This is a genomic window from Sinorhizobium prairiense (assembly GCF_029201645.2).
Classification (GTDB): domain Bacteria; phylum Pseudomonadota; class Alphaproteobacteria; order Rhizobiales; family Rhizobiaceae; genus Sinorhizobium; species Sinorhizobium meliloti_A.
On sequence record NZ_CP104131.1, the window covers coordinates 2211664 to 2228517 of the forward strand.

The following is a 16854-nucleotide window of genomic DNA, read 5'->3' on the forward strand; positions in this document are numbered from 1 at the left end:
ATGATGATAGCCTATCAATTCGCGACGAAATGAAAAGCGCTTCTACGCGGCGTTTGCCGATATTTGCGCCCACGCAAGCGACACCCTGTCCATGCTCTCGCCTTGCCGATCAAGCAATTATGATCGCAGCGGCATATCGGGACCGCTGGAGGCCAAGGGCGAAACGCGATACAGCTTGGCCATGACCCGACGCTCGACCCCAATGAAGATGGCCCAGCGCATCGCGACGGCAAGCCTTCTCCTCGCTTTTTTTCTGCCTGCCCAGTCCTATGGAGCCGCCAGCGAATGGGTGACCTCGCCCGGCGGCGCTTTCCGCATTGTCGCTTCGCACCCGAACCCGGATGGTATCATTCCCGCCATTCTCGAAGTTCGACTGAACCCCGGCTGGAAGACCTATTGGCGCGATCCCGGCGCAAGCGGCATACCACCACAAGTGACCATCGATCCCTCCGGCGGCGTCTCGCTGCGGTCGATCCGCTTTCCAGTGCCGAAGACGTTCGGCGAAGGGCCCGGGCGCTACACCGGATATGACGCGCCGGTGGCTTTCCCGCTGATGCTCAGGAAGACCGGCAACGGCGGCGACGTCACCATCCGCGCCTCCGTCTTCCTCGGCATCTGCGAAGATATCTGCATCCCCGTGCAGGGCGATGTGACCCTTGCGCTCAAAAGCGGCGAGTTCGACAATCCGCTCGACGGTGCGCGCATCGAGAAGGCGCTCTCCGCGCTGCCGGAGCAGCCATCCGAGAACTTCAGGGTGGTCACCTCGAAATTCGATGCGTCCGCCGGCAAGCTACGGATTGAGTTCGTGTTGCCGCCGGATGCGGCTGCCGGGTCAGCCGATCTCTTTCTCGCCGGACCGTCGGGCGTCTTTTTCGGCGCGCCGGTTTTTCACGATGCGCAGGGTGCCGAGCGCCGGGCCGACGTTCCGGTGAAGCTCTCCGGCAAGGACAAGAACGTCGCGGGAAAGCCGATCACGCTCACCCTGCGCGCGGGCAGGCGCAGCATGGAAACGACGCTTGCGTTTGATTGAGCCGACCCTATAGTCCTGCGAAACACCGCTGCTGCATAGAAACGAGGAGATACCAGTGACCATTGCCGTCGGAGACAAGCTGCCCAACGCCACCTTCAAGGAGAAGACCGCAGACGGCCCGGTCGAGGTAACGACAGAGCAGCTCTTCAAGGGCAAACGCGTGGTTCTTTTCGCGGTGCCGGGTGCTTTTACCCCGACCTGCTCGCTCAACCACCTGCCCGGCTATCTGGAAAATCGCGACGCCATACTTGCGCGCGGCGTCGACGATATCGCCGTGGTCGCGGTCAACGACCTGCATGTGATGGGCGCCTGGGCGACCCACTCCGGCGGCATGGGCAAGATCCATTTCCTCTCGGACTGGAATGCCGCCTTTACCAAGGCGATCGGGATGGAGATCGATCTTTCGGCCGGCACGCTCGGCATCCGCTCGAAACGCTATTCGATGCTGGTCGAAGACGGCGTCGTCAAGGCGCTGAACGTCGAGGAAAGCCCGGGACAGGCGACCGCTTCCGGTGCGGCCGCGATGCTTGAGCTGCTCTGATTCTGAAGGCGGACTGCAAGCATCTGCCCCTCATCCGGCCTATCGGCCACCTTCTCCCCGCACGCGGGGCGAAGGGACAAGCGGCATGCCCCGAAGGTCCCGCTTCCCCGCCTGCGGGGAAGAGAGGACTGGACTAGTCCGGGTCGAGCCCTAGGAAGAGGGGCAGCCGCAAGTGAAATCACAGCCTCGCATTATATCCCATTCGAATTCACTTCACCGCGTCGGCGCGACGCGCTCTCTTGAACGGTTCCATGCCCTTGCGGGCGAGTTCGTCGGCGCGTTCGTTCTCCGGGTGACCGGCGTGGCCCTTCACCCAGTGCCAAGTCACGTTGTGACGATTCCTCGCCTCATCGAGCGCCTGCCACAACTCGCCGTTCTTTACCGGCTTCCGGTCGCCGGTTTTCCAGCCGTTGCGCTTCCAGCCGTGTATCCATTTGGAGATCCCGTCCATGACATATTTGCTGTCGGTATGGAGATCGACCTCGCAGGGCTGCCTGAGCGCGTTGAGGGCAGAGATCGCCGCAAGAAGCTCCATGCGGTTGTTCGTCGTCTCCGCCTCTCCGCCGGACAATTCCTTCTCCACGTCGCCGTAGCGCAGGACCGCGCCCCAACCGCCCGGCCCCGGATTTCCCGAGCACGCACCGTCGGTAAAGATGTCGACGTGCTTCATGCCGAGGCCTCTTCGCGTCTGAGGCCGTATTCGGCGCTCGAGACGATGGCGCGGTGGAATCGGATCTTCGTCAGATATTCGAGCGGATCTTTCTTGACCACAAGCGCGCCCGGCGGCGTCGTCAGCCAGTCATAGAGGCGCGTCAGGAAAAAGCGGAGTGCGGATCCGCGCGCAAGCAGCGGCAGCGCCTCTACTTCTTCCGCCGTCAATCTCCGCACGCTCTCATAGCCGGAAAGCAGCGCCATGCCCTTGGTGATGTTGTAGGAGCCATCCTTCTCGAAGCACCAGGAGTTCAGGCAGATGGCGACGTCGTAGGCGAGGAAGTCGTTGCAGGCGAAGTAGAAATCTATAAGGCCGGAAAGGCGATCGCCGAGGAAAAACACGTTGTCCGGGAAGAGATCAGCGTGGATCACGCCTCCCGGCAGATCCTTCGGCCAATGCTCCTCGAGAAAGGCGAGCTCCGTCGCGATCTCGTCCTTCAGGCCGGCTTGAACCTCGTCGGCACGCGCTTCGGAGTTCCGCCATAGCGGTCGCCAGCCTTCGACGGAGAGCGCGTTCGGGCGCTTCAGGGCAAAGCCCTCGCCCGCCTGGTGCATCGATGCGAGCGCCCGCCCGACTTCGCGGCAGTGCTGCGCCTCGGGCTTCCTCAGCCACATGCCCTCCAGAAACGAGATCACCGCCGCAGGTCTTCCGGAGAGCGTTCCGAGAAGCTTGCCGTCGGCGCGTGGAAGGGGCAGCGGGCAGGAAAGCCCCCGCTGGGCGAGGTGATGCATGAGGCCCAGGAAAAACGGCAGATCGTCGGCGTTTACCCGCTTCTCGTAAAGCGTGAGGATATAGGCCCCCTCGGTCGTGTGGAGAAGGAAGTTCGAATTCTCCACGCCTTCGGCGATCCCCTTGTAGGAGGTCAGCGATCCAACCTCGTAGGCGGCGAGGAAACGGATCAGCTCGTCTTCCGTGATATCGGTATAAACTGCCAAGGCGCGTTACTTTCCAGAGATGCGAATTGCGAGATATTAAGCGGCTAGAGCACTTCCAGGAAAAGCGTGTGACGGTTTTCCGTCCGGAAGCGCGTTGGTTCAAATGGGGAGCATTTCAGTGTTTCCTTGAAACATCGACATGCTCTGGCCGAGCTACTCGCCGTTGACGAAGGCCATGTCGGCCCCCGTGAGTTCGACGTGCCGGAGCTCGCGGTTGACGAGAAAGTGCTCGTTTTCCTCCACCGTGTCGGCAAGCTCGACCGTGGCATCGTAGCGCTCGCGGAACGCTTCGATGATCTCGTTGACGATCACCTCCGGTGCGGAAGCACCCGCCGACAACCCGACCATCGAGATATCCCCCACCCTCGCCCAGTCGATTTCGGAGGCGCGCTGGACGAGAACGGCTTTCTTCGCCCCTGCCCTCAACGCAACTTCGACGAGGCGCTTCGAGTTCGATGAGTTGGGTGCGCCGACGACCAGGAAAAGGTCGCAGCCGGGCGCCGCCTGCTTCACCGCTTCCTGCCGGTTCGTGGTGGCATAGCAGATCGAATCGGCCGCAGGCGCCGTCAGGTTCGGAAAGCGCTCATGCAGCCGCTTGATGACGCCGGCGGTGTCGTCGACCGAGAGCGTCGTCTGCGTGACGAAACCGAGATTGTCAGGGTCCGGCGGCATATAGACCTCCGCATCCTCGACGGTCTCGACGAGGGAGACCGCCCCCTCCGGCAATTGTCCCATGGTGCCGATAACCTCCGGGTGTCCGGCATGGCCGATCAGCACGACGTGGCGTCCCATGCGATGATGGCGCATCGCCTGCTTGTGCACCTTCGAGACGAGCGGACAGGTGGCGTCGAGATAGAAGAGATTGCGCGCGTCCGCATCGGCCGGAACGGATTTGGGCACTCCATGGGCGGAGAAGACCACGGGCTGCTCGCGGTGCTCGGGCGGGATCTCGTCGAGTTCCTCGACGAAAATCGCCCCCTTGGCTTCGAGCCCCTCCACGACGTAACGGTTATGCACGATCTCATGGCGGACATAGACCGGCGCGCCGAACTCCTTGAGCGCGAGCACCACGATCTGGATCGCCCGGTCGACGCCCGCGCAGAAGCCACGCGGCCCGCAGAGGCGGATGGTGATCGGGGATTTTGCTGCTGTGGATGGGGCCATCATGAAAACGCCAGTGGAACGAACAAACCAGATGTCGGCATGCGCCATATATAGCGGCAACGACCGGGCACACAAGGAAGAACCGGCGCGCCCTACCGCCTGCGCCGATAGACGTAGATGCCGCTGACGGCGACGAGGGCGGCTGCAAGGCCGTACCAGGTCAGCGCATATTGCAGGTGATTGTTCGGCAGATCGAACTGGGTCACGCCGCCGATCGGAAGGCCGCCGGGATTTTCCGATGCATCGGCATCGATAAAGAAGGAAACGACGCGATCGGTTGCGATGCCGGCAGAGTCCGCCATCGCATCGAGGTCCTTCCAGTAGAAGATGTTCTTGGCGGCGTCGTTGTCCGGTACCAGCGACGACGGCTTTCCGGAAAGCTTCGGCCGCGCCAGGCCGTCGATCGCCACACTTCCGGCGATCTGCCCTTCGGCCCGCGTGGAGGCGTCCTTCTTTTCGAAGGGGACGAAGCCGCGGTTCACGAAAATCGCCCGGCCATCGGCCAGCATGAGAGGCGTGAAGACGTAGAAGCCGGTACGGCCTTCATGGGTGGCGAAGAAATGGCGCTCCTTGCCGTGGTCGTACACGCCGGACACATGCACCGTCCGGTAGTCGATGTCTTCGCCGGCCGCGGCCATGGCCTCGATCTTGTCGAGCGAGACGGCCGGCGCCGAACGCCGCTCGGCAATTGCACCGATCAGCGCCTCCTTCCAATGCAGCCGTTGCATCTGCCAGGTACCGAGCGACACGAGCACGGCGAAAGCGGCGAGCACCAGGACAACGCCCGCCAGACGGCCGGCGCGGCTGTGCGGGGCCGGCATGCGCTCGTCAACCACGGTCGATTTCACCCGGGCGTGCATTGTTTCGGTATTGCAGATTGATGAGCACGCCCTTCAGCAGGCGCGTCAGCGCCAGGCTCAAGATGGTTGCAAGCGGAATCCACAGGAGGAAATGCAGCCAGAGCGGCGGGTTGACGTTGATCTCCATCCAGAGCGCCGCGCCGACGACGACGAAGCCGACGATCAGGATGACGAAGACGACCGGGCCATCGCCGGAGTCCGCGAAACCATAATCGAGCTCGCAACTGCTGCAAGCCGGCCGAACCTTCAGCAGGCCGTCGAAGAGCTTTCCCTGGCCGCAGCGGGGGCAAAGACCCTTGATTCCCGTCATCACGGGATCGACGGGCGGGTAGAGCGCCTTGTCTTCGTTCATGGCGTGGTCACGATCGCGGTATTGTCGGGAACCCTGTCCCGGATTTCGTCCATCTCGGCATTGGTAACGGCAATGCAGCCATTCGTCCAATCGAACATCTGCGTCAAAAACGCCGGCCAACCGAAATACCATATGTTCAAACGAAACGGGGCGACCTCTCGGCCGCCCCCGTCATCAACAAAGCAAAAACAGCATCAGCCGTGGGCGATCGGCGCGCCCCAGCCACCCCAGATGTAGATGGAGAAGAAGAGGAACAGCCAGACGACGTCGACGAAATGCCAGTACCAGGCCGCCGCTTCGAAGCCGAAGTGGTGCTTCGGCGTGAAGTCGCCCCGCAGGGCGCGCAGCAGGCAGACGAGCAGGAAGATCGTGCCGACCAGCACGTGGAAACCGTGGAATCCGGTCGCCATGAAGAAGGTCGCACCGTAGATCGAATCCTTGAACGCGAACGGCGCGTGCGCATATTCGTAGCCCTGCACGTAGGAGAAGAGAACGCCGAGCAGGACCGTGAGCGTCAGGCCGTAGACGAGGCCCTTGCGGTCGTTGTGCAGCAGCGCGTGGTGCGCCCAGGTCGCGGTCGTGCCGGAGAGCAGCAGGATGACGGTGTTGTAGAGCGGCAGGTGCCAGGGATCGAGGACCTCGATGCCCTTGGGCGGCCAGACGCCGCCGGTGAACTCGGCGCGCGCGGCCTGGATCGCTTCGCCGGGAAAGAGGCTGGCGTCGAAGAATGCCCAGAACCAGGCAGCGAAGAACATCACCTCGGAAGCGATGAACATGATCATGCCGTAGCGCAGGTGCAGCGACACGACGCGGGTATGGTGGCCCTCATGCGCCTCCTTGATGGTGTCCGACCACCAGCCGAACATGGTATAAAGGATCAGCGCCAGACCGATGAAGAAGACCCACGGGTTGGCGAACTCAAGCCCGAACAACTTGAACGAGCCGCCGGAGAGATAGCGCATGTAGCCGACGCCGCCGAAGGCCATGACGAAGGCTCCGATGGAGGCAAGCAGCGGCCACGGGCTCGGGTCGATGATGTGATAGTCGTGTTGCTTCTGATGCGCTCCGGCCATGTCGATAACCCCCGATAGTCCTCTCTTGTCGCCGCCCGGCATAGCCGAAACGGCGCGCATGTCAAAGTTGGTTTTCTGCCTTCGCCTTCACTTGCGCGACCGGCTTGGAGGGTTCGCGCGGATAGAAGGTGTAGGACAGCGTCAAAGTCTTGATGCCCTTCGTCTCGACCGGCTTGACGATCTCCGGATCGACGAAGAAGACGACCGGCATCTCCATTTCCTCGCCCGGTTGAAGCGTCGTCTCGGTGAAGCAGAAGCATTGCACCTTGTTGAAATAGGCACCGGCCGCCATCGGCGTCACGTTGAACGTCGCCTGGCCCGTCGTCGGCGTCGAAGCCAGGTTCTTCGCACGGTACATGATCTGCACCGTCTCGCCGATCCTGACGTCGATATCCCGTTGAACCGGGACGAACTCCCAGGGCAGTCCGGCGGCGACATTGGCGTCGAACGTTACCTTGACCTTCTCGTCGAGGATGAGGTCGGATGCCTGCTCGACCCGCTGCGTCGTGCCGTTGTAGCCCGTGACGCGGCAGAACATGTCGTAGAGCGGAACGGCGGCATAGGCCATGCCGATCATGCCGGCCACAAATGCAAGGCACGTGCCGACGATCATGCCGTTCGAGCGTTCCTTCCGATCTGCCTGTCCATTCTCCGCCATGCGCAACGCCTTCAATTCACCATGCCGCCGCCGACCTTGACCAGCGTGACGACGTAGAAAATCGCGACCAGGGCCGCCAGCACGATACCGAGCGCGATGTTGCGGCCGCGGCGAGACTTCTTCTGAGCCTCGTTGAGTTCGACGGTTTCCATCAGACAATACCTCCAAGCCAGATCCGGGCGATCGCGTAATCGACCAGAAGCGCCGAGAATATCGCGAAAAGATAGGCGATCGAGAATGCGAAGAGCTTCTTCGCCGGTACCATGCGCTTGTCGCCTTCGGGCATGCGCAGCACACCCAGCGAATACCAGACGAAACCGAGCCCCATGGCCGTGGCAAAGGCTCCATAGCCCAGGCTCGCGAAGCCGAGCAAGGTGGGACAGACGCCGCTGATCGCGGTGAGCACGGCATAGATGACGATCTGCCGCTTGGTCGTCGCCTCGCCGCAGACATTCGGCATCATCGGCACGCCGACCGCGCCGTAATCGCCCATCTTGAAGAGAGCCAGGGCCCAGAAATGCGCCGGCGTCCAGAGAAAGATGATGAGGAAGAGCACGATGCTCTCGACCGACACGCCGCCGGTCACGCAGGCCCAGCCTATCATCGGGGGAAGGCCCCGGCGGCTCCACCGATGACGATGTTCTGCGGCGTCGAGCGCTTCAGCCACATCGTGTAAATGGCCACGTAGAAGAAGATCGTGAAGGCGAGCAACCCGGCTGCGAGCCAGTGAACGGCGAGCCCGAGGATGATCACCGAGAATGCCGACAGGGTCAGCCCGAAGGCAAGCGCCTCCTGGGGCAAAATCTTGCCGGCCGGAATCGGACGCTTGGCCGTGCGGCTCATCACCGCGTCGATATCCGCGTCGTACCACATGTTCAGCGCACCGGAAGCGCCGGCTCCGATGGCGATGCAGAGAATGGCGGTGAAGCCGATGAACGGATTGATATGGCCGGGGGCAAGGATGAGCCCGGCGAATGCGGTGAAGACGACGAGAGACATGACGCGCGGCTTCAGGAGCTCGAAATAATCGCGCGCAGAGGCCTCGGAAAGTCGCGGTGCGCCTTCCATGCCAACTACCTCGTGATTGTCGATGACCGTCATGTCCGTACCTTGAACTTGCTGCGGCAAAAACAGCCGCGTCACGCCGGTATCCCGGCGGGAGAAGCCGCCGAAACCGGCGGCTTCTGTTCGTTACCCGTCACTTGATCCGCGGGAGCTGCTCCCACTGGTGGAACGGCGGCGGCGAAGACAGCTGCCATTCCAGGGTGTTGGCGCCCTCGCCCCAGGGGTTATCCCCCGCAACGCGCTTCTTCGCGAAAGCTTCGGCGACACAGAAGAGGAAGATCAGCACGCCGACCGCCGCGATGTAGGAGCCGTAGGACGAAACCATGTTCCAGCCGGCAAAGGCGTCCGGATAGTCGATGTAACGGCGCGGCATGCCTGCGAGCCCGAGGAAGTGCTGCGGGAAGAAGATCAGGTTCACACCGACGAACATCACCCAGAAATGCAGCTTGCCCAGAAACTCCGAGTACATGTAGCCGGTCATCTTCGGGAACCAGTAGTACCAGGCCGCGAAGATGGCGAAGACGGCGCCGAGCGACAGCACGTAGTGGAAGTGCGCCACCACGTAATAGGTGTCGTGCAGCGCACGGTCGAGGCCGGCATTGGCGAGCTGGACGCCCGTCACGCCGCCGACGGTGAACAGGAAGATGAAGCCGATCGCCCAGACCATCGGCGTCGCGAAGCGGATCGAGCCACCCCACATCGTCGCGATCCAGGAGAAGATCTTCACACCCGTCGGCACAGCGATGACCATCGTCGCGAAGACGAAGTAGCGCTGCGTCTGGAGCGACATGCCGACCGTGTACATGTGGTGCGCCCACACGATGAAGCCGACGGCGCCGATCGCGACCATGGCGTAGGCCATGCCGAGATAACCGAAGATCGGTTTGCGCGAGAAGGTCGAGATGATGTGGCTGACGATGCCGAAGCCCGGCAGAATCAGAATGTACACTTCCGGATGACCGAAGAACCAGAACAGGTGCTGGAACAGGATCGGGTCACCGCCGCCTTCCGGCGCGAAGAAGGTCGTGCCGAAGTTGCGGTCCGTCAGCAGCATGGTGATCGCGCCCGCGAGAACCGGCAGCGAGAGCAGGAGCAGGAAGGCGGTGATCAGAACCGACCAGGCAAAGAGCGGCATCTTGTGCAGCGTCATGCCCGGAGCGCGCATGTTGAGGATGGTGGTGATGAAGTTGATCGCGCCGAGGATCGACGAGGCGCCGGCAATGTGCAGTCCGAGGATCGCGAGATCCATCGCGGGCCCTGGCATGCCGGATGTCGAGAATGGCGGATAGATCGTCCAGCCGCCGCCCGCGCCATAGGCGCCTGCAGGGCCTTCGACGAACATCGAAAGGAGCACCAGCAGGAAGGCCGGCACGATCAGCCAGAACGAAATGTTGTTCATGCGCGGGAACGCCATGTCCGGCGCACCGATCATGATCGGCACCATCCAGTTGGCGAAGCCGCCGATCAGCGCCGGCATGACCATGAAGAAGATCATGATCAGCGCGTGAGCGGTCGTGAAGACGTTGAACATGTGCTTGCCGCCGTCGATGGCAGCATCACCCTCGAAACCATAGACCATCTGGGCCAGACCGTGGAAGATCTGGATGCCCGGCTCCTGCAGTTCGGCGCGCATGAAGACCGACAGCGTACCGCCGATAATGCCGGCGATGATCGCGAAGATCAGGTAGAGCGTACCGATGTCCTTATGGTTGGTCGACAGGAACCAGCGCTGAAAGAAGGTCAGCGGCTTGTGCGCGTGGTCCGCGTGGCCATGATCGGAATGATCATGGCGTTGATCGTGATGAACGGCTGTTCCAGCCATGGTCAAGCTCCACTTCCGATTACTGTGCGGCGTTGTCGGCGACGTCAACGGCCTTGGCCGCGCCGTCTACGGACGCCATGAGCGCCTTGTTCGCTTCGCCGACATTGGTTGCGGCGGCGGCGAGCCAGGCGTCGTATTTGTCCTGCGCAACAACGCGGACGGCGATCGGCATATAGGCGTGATCCTTGCCGCAGAGCTCGGAACACTGGCCGTAATAGAGACCTTCGCGATCGGCCTTGAACCAGGTTTCATTGAGGCGGCCGGGAACCGCGTCGATCTTGACGCCGAAAGCCGGCATGGCGAAGGCATGAATCACGTCGGCAGCCGTGACGAGCAGGCGAACGGTCTTGCCGACCGGCACGACGACTTCGTTGTCGACGGCGAGAAGACGCGGATACTGCGCCTTATCCTCCTTGCCGAGGCCCGCACGATCCTCGTCCTTCAGGAGCAGGCTATCGAAGGAGAGCGGGTTTTCGCCGACTTCATATTCATAAGACCAGTACCACTGGTTGCCGGTCGCCTTGACCGTCAGGTCCGGATTTTCCGGTGGCGTGAGCTGCGCGGTCAAAAGCTGGAATGAGGGAATCGCGAGGAAAAGCAGCACGATAACCGGGCCGACCGTCCAGATGACTTCGATCAGCGTATTATGGCTGGTCCTCGACGGAACAGGATTGGCACTCTCGCGGAACTTGACGACCACGATGACCAGCAGCAGGAGAACGAAAAGTGTGATCGGAATGATGAACCACAGGGTATAGTGTTCAAACCACGTGATTTCTTCCATGATGCCCGTAGCAGCCGCCTGAAAGTTCGTCTGCCAGTCGACAGGCTTGTCAGCAAAGGCGCTCGAAGCAAAAAGCAGACAGGCAAGCGCTGCCAGAACTGCATAGGCCTTGTTTTTCACAATTACGTCTCCCCAATGCGCTTGATCAGGATCAAACCCGGAACGCAGAATCCCTGCGATACTGAAGCGCTTCAAACCACAGTTTGACCAGCGCCGCAACATCTGTCCAAGCAACCTCGTGCGGCATTTTTGCACAAAGCGGAAGTTTTCGCACAGGAGACCTCGCAACCGGTCGAAAGCCCTCCCACGCACCGGCGCCCGCGCGCGAGCCGGTATTCGCCGCCCCTTTTGCGGGCAGCCACGCTCATCGGCGAAGACAAGGCTGCCCTCGGCAGGCCTATTTCGTGCCGGGAGGGCCCAATTTCGGCCATATGACACTGGAATGTAACGACCAGGGCTTTTCATTTATCCTCGCGCGCTTCAAGAATAGCCCTAATGATTCGAGGTTTTTGAGGTTTACATGGGCCTGTCCCTCTTCTCCCGGCTGCCCGCCCTGGCCGCGCTCGCAATTGCCGCCTTCGCACTCCCCGCAGCAGGCTTGGCCCAGCAATCCAACGCAACGCCGGGCACGGTGAAGTCAAACCACGGCGCGTGGTCGATCGTCTGCGACCAGCCGGCGGGCGCCTCGGCCGAACAGTGCGCGCTGATGCAGAACGTCATCGCCGAAGACAGGCCGGAAGTCGGCCTCTCGGTCGTCGTGCTGAAGACCGCCGACCGCAAGGCGAAGATCCTTCGGGTGCTTGCGCCGCTCGGCGTGCTCCTGCCGAACGGCCTCGGCCTCAATGTCGACGGCAAGGACATCGGCCGCGCCTATTTCGTGCGCTGCTTCTCCGACGGCTGCTACGCCGAGGTCGTGCTCGAAGACGAGCTCCTCAAGACCTTCCGCGCCGGCGCGACGGCAACCTTCATCGTTTTCCAGTCGCCCGAGGAAGGCATCGGCATCCCCGTCGACCTCAAGGGCTTCGACGAAGGCTACGACGCCCTGCCGTAACGGCAGCTTTCTTCAAAGGCGAGGGAGCCGCGTCCGGTGACGCGGCTTTTATTTCGGGCTCTTCCGGATTTACAGAATCTCGGTCGCGGCGATCTTGATGCCGAAGCCCTCCAGGCCGACGTAGTGCCGCTCGCGCGATGAAAGAAGGCGAATGGAGGTGATGCCGAGGTCTTTCAGGATCTGCGCGCCGAGGCCGATCTCCAGCCACTCGCTTTCGCGCTCCTGTGCCTCCGAGTGGGCTTCCCTCTCGTGCTTGCCCTTTCGCGCGGTCTGCGAAATTCCGACCCCCACCGAGCCCTCTCGCAGATAGACGATGACGCCCCTCCCCTCAGCGGCGATGCGCTTCATGATCTCGTCGATCTGGCGGCCGCGGCCGAAGACGTCGGCTCCGACGTTCTCGAGGTGGAGGCGCACGGGAATGTCGACGCCGTCGCGAATGTCTCCGAAGACCACGGCTAGGTGCTGCATCGTGTCCCAGGGCAGCGAATAGGTGTGGCCCTTGGCCTTGCCGTAGGGCGTGTCCATCTCGAAGGAATGGCCCTGCTCGATCAAAGTCTCCTTGCGCTGGCGATAGGCAATGAGATCGGCCACGGAGACCTGCTTCAGGCCATGCGTTTCGGCAAAGGCTTCGACCTGCGGTCCACGCGTGACCGTGCCGTCATCGTTGACGAGTTCGCAGATGACGCCGATCGGCGGCAGGCTCGCGAGCCTGCAGAGATCGACGGCGGCCTCGGTATGGCCGGAGCGCATCAACACGCCGCCTTCGCGCGCCACCAGAGGGAATATGTGGCCGGGCCGGACGAAATCCGTCGGCCCGACATTCGGATTGGCGAGGTTCCTGACCGTCAGCGTGCGGTCGTCGGCGGAAATGCCGGTCGTGGTCCCGTGCTTGAAGTCGACCGAGACCGTGAAGGCGGTGGTGTGGGCGAAGTCGTTCTCGGCAACCATCGCATTGAGGTTGAGGCGTTTTGCCTCCTCGCGCGGCATCGGCGCGCAGACGATGCCGGACGTATGGCGCACGATGAACGCCATCTTCTCAGGCGTGCAGTGCACCGCCGCGACGATCAGGTCGCCCTCATTCTCGCGGCCGCCGTCGTCGGTGACGACGACGATCTCGCCTGCTTCGAAGGCGCGAATGGCTTCGACGACGCGCTTCTGGTCGTAGGACATGTCTTGTCTCCGCGAATATCCTGTTTGGTGCATTCCCCGACGGAAAACCGCTGCGCACCTTTTCCTGCAGCGCCGCGCGTCTTTCAGAAGCGCAAAGGCCGCTGCAGCACTCGAGTTACTTCAGCCGGCCGGTCTGGCCGCGGTCACGCAGATAGTGATCGGCGATGGCGCAGGCCAGCATGGCCTCTCCGATCGGCACCGCCCGAATGCCGACGCAGGGGTCGTGACGGCCCTTGGTGCGCACGTCGACCTCCTTGCCGTCGCTGTCGATCGAACGGCGCTCCGTGAGAATGGACGAGGTCGGCTTGATGGCGAAGCGCGCAACGACCGGCTGCCCGGTCGCGATCCCGCCCAGAATGCCGCCGGCATTGTTGGACAGGAAAACCGGTTCGCCCTGCGCTCCGATGCGCATCTCGTCGGCGTTCTCCTCGCCGCTGATCTCGGCTGCGGCGAAGCCGTTGCCGATCTCGACCCCTTTGACCGCGTTGATGGACATAAGATTGGCGGCGATATCCTGATCGAGCTTCGCATAGATCGGCGCGCCGATGCCGGCCGGAACGCCTTCGGCAACCACCTCGACCACGGCGCCGATCGACGATCCCGCTTTACGGATGCCGTCGAGATAGTCTTCCCAGACGGGCACAATCGCCGGGTCGGGTGCGAAGAACGGATTGTTGTTCACTTCCGCCCAGTCCCAATTGGAACGGTCGATCCGGTGCTTACCGATCTGGACGAGTGCACCGCGGACCACCAGGCCCGGCACGACCTTGCGGGCGATAGCGCCCGCCGCCACGCGCGCAGCGGTCTCGCGCGCCGAGGAGCGGCCGCCGCCGCGGTAGTCGCGGATGCCGTATTTCGCATCGTAGGTATAGTCGGCATGGCCGGGACGGTAGCGCTTGGCGATCTCGGAATAATCCTTGGAGCGCTGGTCGGTATTCTCGATCATCATCGAGATCGGCGTACCGGTCGAAATCATCGTCTCGCCGTCGTCATCGAGCATCACGCCGGAAAGGACCTTAACAAGGTCGTCCTCACGACGCTGGGTGACGAAGCGCGACTGGCCGGGCTTGCGCTTGTCGAGCCAGGCCTGGACTTCGGCGAGCGTAAAGCGAATTCCGGGCGGACACCCGTCGACGACACAGCCAAGTGCGGGACCGTGGCTTTCGCCCCAGGTCGTGACGCGGAAAAGATGACCGAATGTATTGTGCGACATGGCGGCTACCGAACTCCGGATCGCGAAGATGGCCGGTGAGCCGCTTCGCGTCTATTCCAATTACCCCGGAGCCGCAGCTGGCCCGCTCCGAGGGCCACGCGAAAGACGCGCGTGCCCTCTCTTAGTGGAAAGCGGGCACGCGGGAAAGTCCTTCTGCGGCGGCGGCTGGCACCCGTGCCGTCTCCCCTGCCCCCAGGCTTGGCGCCTTGAGGAAGGTGCCGCTAAATTCCCGTGGAAAACCGGGAGAGTTCGGCTGCCGCCGGGCCGCTCCGCCGCTTTCGCGGAAACATCGGGTTGCAATTCGCCGAACCGGCCTTCACCCTCCCATGCGGTGGGCAACTGCATCGAAAAAGCAACGACATAGGGCTACTTTTGCCACAATCGGGGATCAAAGCGTGAGAACAACAAAATTCGCAAAATCATTGATGAGGGCAACAAGGATGCGATTTGTCATTGCCACGCTCATGGCCACCGCAAGCCTGCTTTCGCCGCTCTCCGCGCTTGCCGAGAGTGCCGATGTCGAAGCCGTGATCACCAGCGTCGATACCGACCGGCTGAGCCTCTCCCTCGATGACGGCAAGAGCTATCAGGCGCCCGAGGAGTTCAACTTCGAAGGGCTGGAGGCCGGCGTCAAGGTGCTTGTCTTCTATACCGAGGTCGACGGCAAGCGCGTCATCAACGACCTGGAGATTCTTCAGTAGGTTTGTGGCGTCAGAGCCAGCCTATCGAGCCATCCAGGATTTTCAGCAGGCGGTCCTGCGGGATCGCTGCGGCCGCCGCCTCATCGGCATCCATCTCCCCAAGCAGCTTGAACAATGCCCTGATAACGCCGCCATGGCTGACGCAGACGGTAGGCCGCGTCACGCTCCTGAGCCAGGCACCGACACGCCAGGAGAGAATTTCGTAGCTTTCGGCGTCGGGTCCGGGCGGGATGAAATCCCATTTCGCGACGCGCCTTTCTGCGATCCGCTCGGGCACGAGCCGCTTCAGTTCGGGAAGCGTGTAGCCTTCCCAGTCGCCGAAGGACACCTCTTTCAGACGCTCGTCGGTGCGGTAGGCCGAGGGATCGAGATCCATCGCCCGCCGAAGACGCTCCATGGTTTCGCGCGTACGGCCGAGCGGGCTGCTGACGAAATCGAAGTCGGCGGCGCCACTCCCGAGGAACCTCCTCAGCGCGACGCCGTTCCCGGTCGCCTGCTGCCGTCCGGTCTCGTTGAGGGGGATGTCCTTCTGACCCTGAAGGCGGCTCTCCGCATTCCAGTCCGTTTGTCCATGGCGAACCATGTAGATGAGCACAATGTCCACTCCGGGCGAGCCGCCGCGATCCCTGCCGCACATTCCGCAAGCTGCAGCCGGTTTGAGGATAGAACATGCAGCAGTTCAAAGTGCGACAGCCGCCATGCGGCCGAAGGACGCATGGCGGCTGTCGAGCAAAGGCTGTCAATCCTTCACAACGCTGATGTCCGGCGCGTCAACGGCCTTCATGCCGACCGTGTGGTAGCCGGAATCAACATGATGGACTTCGCCGGTAACGCCGCTCGACAGGTCGGAAAGCAGGTAGAGGGCAGAATTGCCGACCTCCTCGATCGAGACCGTGCGCTTCAGCGGGGCGTTGTATTCGTTCCACTTCAGGATATAGCGGAAATCACCGATGCCGGACGCAGCAAGCGTCTTGATGGGCCCGGCGGAGATCGCGTTGACGCGAATGCCGCGGTTGCCGAGGTCCACCGCCAGATAGCGAACGCTTGCCTCGAGGGCCGCCTTGGCGACACCCATGACGTTATAGTGCGGCATGACCTTCTCGGCGCCGTAATAGGTGAGCGTCAGTATCGAGCCGCCGTCGTTCATGACGCGATCCGCACGTGCGGCGACCGCCGTGAAGGAATAGACCGAAATGTCCATCGTACGCGCGAAGTTGTCGCGGCTCGTATCCAGGTAGCGCCCGGTCAATTCGTCCTTGTCGGAAAAGGCGATCGCGTGCACGACGAAATCGATCTTGCCCCACTTCTCTTCGAGAGCCGAGAATACGGCATCGATCGTGGTGAGGTCGGTCACATCGCAATGGCCGGCCATGAAGGCACCAAGCTCCTGCGCCAGCGGCTCGACGCGCTTCTTCAAAGCGTCGCCCTGCCATGTCAGCGCGATCTCGGCCCCCGCCTCGGACAAGGCCTTCGCGATGCCCCATGCAATCGAGCGATTGTTTGCGACGCCCATAATGACGCCGCGCTTGCCATTCATCAGACCCGATGCCTGAGCCATGGAATGTCCCCAATACTGTCTGCCTCCACCAGCTGCTGCCGGTGGCAAAATTTCACGAATGCCAGGATGCCGCGCCTCCTGCAGCGGGTGCGGCAATTGTCGAGCATTGCCTATGGCATAGGCGCCACAGCGGTTCAAGCAGGAGGCAGATCAGGAACTGTTAGT

Annotated in this window: 19 protein-coding genes and 1 pseudogene; 4 read left to right on the top strand and 16 right to left on the bottom strand. The window is 62.3% G+C overall.

Features of this window, described 5'->3' with window-relative positions; translation table 11 throughout:
* The first annotated feature begins 202 nt into the window (after nt 1-202).
* Nucleotides 203-1030: a protein-disulfide reductase DsbD domain-containing protein gene (locus N0Q91_RS13335; protein WP_275598132.1), complete on the top strand. Its 828-nt coding sequence runs from the start codon at nt 203-205 to the stop codon at nt 1028-1030.
* A 55-nt stretch (nt 1031-1085) separates the two neighbouring features.
* Nucleotides 1086-1571: a peroxiredoxin gene (locus N0Q91_RS13340; RefSeq protein ID WP_018094453.1), complete on the top strand. Its 486-nt coding sequence runs from the start codon at nt 1086-1088 to the stop codon at nt 1569-1571.
* A gap of 208 nt (nt 1572-1779) precedes the next feature.
* Here the strand turns inward: N0Q91_RS13340 and rnhA are convergent, their stop codons facing one another.
* From rnhA to coxB, 12 genes and pseudogenes are all read right to left on the bottom strand, one after another.
* Nucleotides 1780-2241: a ribonuclease HI gene (gene rnhA / locus N0Q91_RS13345; protein ID WP_018094452.1), complete on the bottom strand. Its 462-nt coding sequence runs from the start codon at nt 2239-2241 to the stop codon at nt 1780-1782.
* Nucleotides 2238-3218 (bottom strand): homoserine kinase, encoded by a 981-nt coding sequence (locus tag N0Q91_RS13350; RefSeq protein ID WP_275596628.1) that lies wholly within the window; start codon nt 3216-3218, stop codon nt 2238-2240. The genes rnhA and N0Q91_RS13350 overlap by 4 nt, the downstream gene beginning before the upstream one ends.
* Before the next feature lie 153 nt (nt 3219-3371).
* Complete coding sequence (ispH, locus tag N0Q91_RS13355; protein ID WP_275596629.1) at nt 3372-4382, bottom strand: 4-hydroxy-3-methylbut-2-enyl diphosphate reductase; 1011 nt, start codon at nt 4380-4382, stop codon at nt 3372-3374.
* A gap of 92 nt (nt 4383-4474) precedes the next feature.
* Nucleotides 4475-5242, bottom strand: coding sequence for an SURF1 family protein (locus N0Q91_RS13360; protein ID WP_275596630.1), 768 nt, complete (start codon nt 5240-5242; stop codon nt 4475-4477).
* The gene (locus N0Q91_RS13365) at nt 5211-5594 is read right to left on the bottom strand and encodes a DUF983 domain-containing protein (protein WP_100669155.1); all 384 of its coding nucleotides are present in this window, start codon (nt 5592-5594) and stop codon (nt 5211-5213) included. Before N0Q91_RS13365 ends, N0Q91_RS13360 begins: the two co-directional genes overlap by 32 nt.
* Nucleotides 5591-5692 (bottom strand): L,D-transpeptidase, encoded by a 102-nt coding sequence (locus N0Q91_RS13370; protein ID WP_275596631.1) that lies wholly within the window; start codon nt 5690-5692, stop codon nt 5591-5593. Before N0Q91_RS13370 ends, N0Q91_RS13365 begins: the two co-directional genes overlap by 4 nt.
* Before the next feature lie 96 nt (nt 5693-5788).
* Nucleotides 5789-6667 (bottom strand): cytochrome c oxidase subunit 3, encoded by an 879-nt coding sequence (locus N0Q91_RS13375; protein ID WP_100669988.1) that lies wholly within the window; start codon nt 6665-6667, stop codon nt 5789-5791.
* Between the two features lie 61 nt (nt 6668-6728).
* Nucleotides 6729-7325: a cytochrome c oxidase assembly protein gene (locus N0Q91_RS13380; RefSeq protein ID WP_275596632.1), complete on the bottom strand. Its 597-nt coding sequence runs from the start codon at nt 7323-7325 to the stop codon at nt 6729-6731.
* Nucleotides 7326-7336: 11 nt separating this feature from the next.
* Nucleotides 7337-7477: a cytochrome c oxidase system small membrane protein gene (locus N0Q91_RS13385; RefSeq protein ID WP_010968907.1), complete on the bottom strand. Its 141-nt coding sequence runs from the start codon at nt 7475-7477 to the stop codon at nt 7337-7339.
* A pseudogene (locus N0Q91_RS13390) lies at nt 7477-8426 on the bottom strand (heme o synthase). Before N0Q91_RS13390 ends, N0Q91_RS13385 begins: the two are co-directional and overlap by 1 nt.
* A gap of 97 nt (nt 8427-8523) precedes the next feature.
* Nucleotides 8524-10212 carry a cytochrome c oxidase subunit I gene (gene ctaD / locus N0Q91_RS13395; RefSeq protein ID WP_003532329.1) on the bottom strand — a complete coding sequence of 563 codons (1689 nt, stop codon included), beginning with the start codon at nt 10210-10212 and terminating at the stop codon, nt 8524-8526.
* Between the two features lie 19 nt (nt 10213-10231).
* Nucleotides 10232-11116, bottom strand: a complete 885-nt coding sequence (gene coxB, locus N0Q91_RS13400) for a cytochrome c oxidase subunit II (protein WP_018094445.1) — start codon at nt 11114-11116, stop codon at nt 10232-10234.
* A 400-nt stretch (nt 11117-11516) separates the two neighbouring features.
* On the opposite strand from coxB, the gene N0Q91_RS13405 reads away from it, so the two are divergent.
* Nucleotides 11517-12047, top strand: a complete 531-nt coding sequence (locus N0Q91_RS13405) for an invasion associated locus B family protein (protein WP_026168549.1) — start codon at nt 11517-11519, stop codon at nt 12045-12047.
* Nucleotides 12048-12116: 69 nt separating this feature from the next.
* Here the strand turns inward: N0Q91_RS13405 and ribB are convergent, their stop codons facing one another.
* Both ribB and aroC read right to left on the bottom strand, forming a co-directional pair.
* On the bottom strand, nt 12117-13217 hold the full coding sequence (gene ribB / locus N0Q91_RS13410) for a 3,4-dihydroxy-2-butanone-4-phosphate synthase (RefSeq protein ID WP_275596633.1): 1101 nt from the start codon (nt 13215-13217) through the stop codon (nt 12117-12119).
* A gap of 115 nt (nt 13218-13332) precedes the next feature.
* On the bottom strand, nt 13333-14430 hold the full coding sequence (gene aroC, locus N0Q91_RS13415) for a chorismate synthase (protein WP_100669165.1): 1098 nt from the start codon (nt 14428-14430) through the stop codon (nt 13333-13335).
* 440 nt (nt 14431-14870) lie between these two features.
* Here aroC and N0Q91_RS13420 point away from each other — a divergent pair, with 440 nt between their 5' ends.
* Nucleotides 14871-15131, top strand: coding sequence for a DUF1344 domain-containing protein (locus tag N0Q91_RS13420; RefSeq protein WP_003532345.1), 261 nt, complete (start codon nt 14871-14873; stop codon nt 15129-15131).
* Nucleotides 15132-15141: 10 nt separating this feature from the next.
* On the opposite strand, the gene N0Q91_RS13425 is transcribed toward N0Q91_RS13420, so the two are convergent.
* Both N0Q91_RS13425 and fabI read right to left on the bottom strand, forming a co-directional pair.
* The gene (locus N0Q91_RS13425) at nt 15142-15726 is read right to left on the bottom strand and encodes a histidine phosphatase family protein (RefSeq protein ID WP_275598133.1); all 585 of its coding nucleotides are present in this window, start codon (nt 15724-15726) and stop codon (nt 15142-15144) included.
* Nucleotides 15727-15870: 144 nt separating this feature from the next.
* Nucleotides 15871-16689 carry an enoyl-ACP reductase FabI gene (fabI, locus tag N0Q91_RS13430; RefSeq protein ID WP_100669167.1) on the bottom strand — a complete coding sequence of 273 codons (819 nt, stop codon included), beginning with the start codon at nt 16687-16689 and terminating at the stop codon, nt 15871-15873.
* Nucleotides 16690-16854: the final 165 nt, after the last annotated feature.

Excerpts from the sequence above, each read along its gene's own strand:
- ispH (WP_275596629.1), bottom strand. The coding sequence starts at position 4,382 with ATGGCCCCATCCACAGCAGCAAAATCCCCGATCACCATCCGCCTCTGC.
- N0Q91_RS13375 (WP_100669988.1), bottom strand. The coding sequence starts at position 6,667 with ATGGCCGGAGCGCATCAGAAGCAACACGACTATCACATCATCGACCCG.
- ctaD (WP_003532329.1), bottom strand. The coding sequence starts at position 10,212 with ATGGCTGGAACAGCCGTTCATCACGATCAACGCCATGATCATTCCGAT.
- N0Q91_RS13370 (WP_275596631.1), bottom strand. The coding sequence starts at position 5,692 with ATGTTCGATTGGACGAATGGCTGCATTGCCGTTACCAATGCCGAGATG.
- N0Q91_RS13405 (WP_026168549.1), top strand. The coding sequence starts at position 11,517 with ATGGGCCTGTCCCTCTTCTCCCGGCTGCCCGCCCTGGCCGCGCTCGCA.
- aroC (WP_100669165.1), bottom strand. The coding sequence starts at position 14,430 with ATGTCGCACAATACATTCGGTCATCTTTTCCGCGTCACGACCTGGGGC.
- fabI (WP_100669167.1), bottom strand. The coding sequence starts at position 16,689 with ATGGCTCAGGCATCGGGTCTGATGAATGGCAAGCGCGGCGTCATTATG.
- rnhA (WP_018094452.1), bottom strand. The coding sequence starts at position 2,241 with ATGAAGCACGTCGACATCTTTACCGACGGTGCGTGCTCGGGAAATCCG.
- N0Q91_RS13385 (WP_010968907.1), bottom strand. The coding sequence starts at position 7,477 with ATGGAAACCGTCGAACTCAACGAGGCTCAGAAGAAGTCTCGCCGCGGC.
- ribB (WP_275596633.1), bottom strand. The coding sequence starts at position 13,217 with ATGTCCTACGACCAGAAGCGCGTCGTCGAAGCCATTCGCGCCTTCGAA.
- N0Q91_RS13335 (WP_275598132.1), top strand. The coding sequence starts at position 203 with ATGAAGATGGCCCAGCGCATCGCGACGGCAAGCCTTCTCCTCGCTTTT.
- N0Q91_RS13420 (WP_003532345.1), top strand. The coding sequence starts at position 14,871 with ATGCGATTTGTCATTGCCACGCTCATGGCCACCGCAAGCCTGCTTTCG.
- N0Q91_RS13360 (WP_275596630.1), bottom strand. The coding sequence starts at position 5,242 with ATGCACGCCCGGGTGAAATCGACCGTGGTTGACGAGCGCATGCCGGCC.
- N0Q91_RS13380 (WP_275596632.1), bottom strand. The coding sequence starts at position 7,325 with ATGGCGGAGAATGGACAGGCAGATCGGAAGGAACGCTCGAACGGCATG.
- N0Q91_RS13365 (WP_100669155.1), bottom strand. The coding sequence starts at position 5,594 with ATGAACGAAGACAAGGCGCTCTACCCGCCCGTCGATCCCGTGATGACG.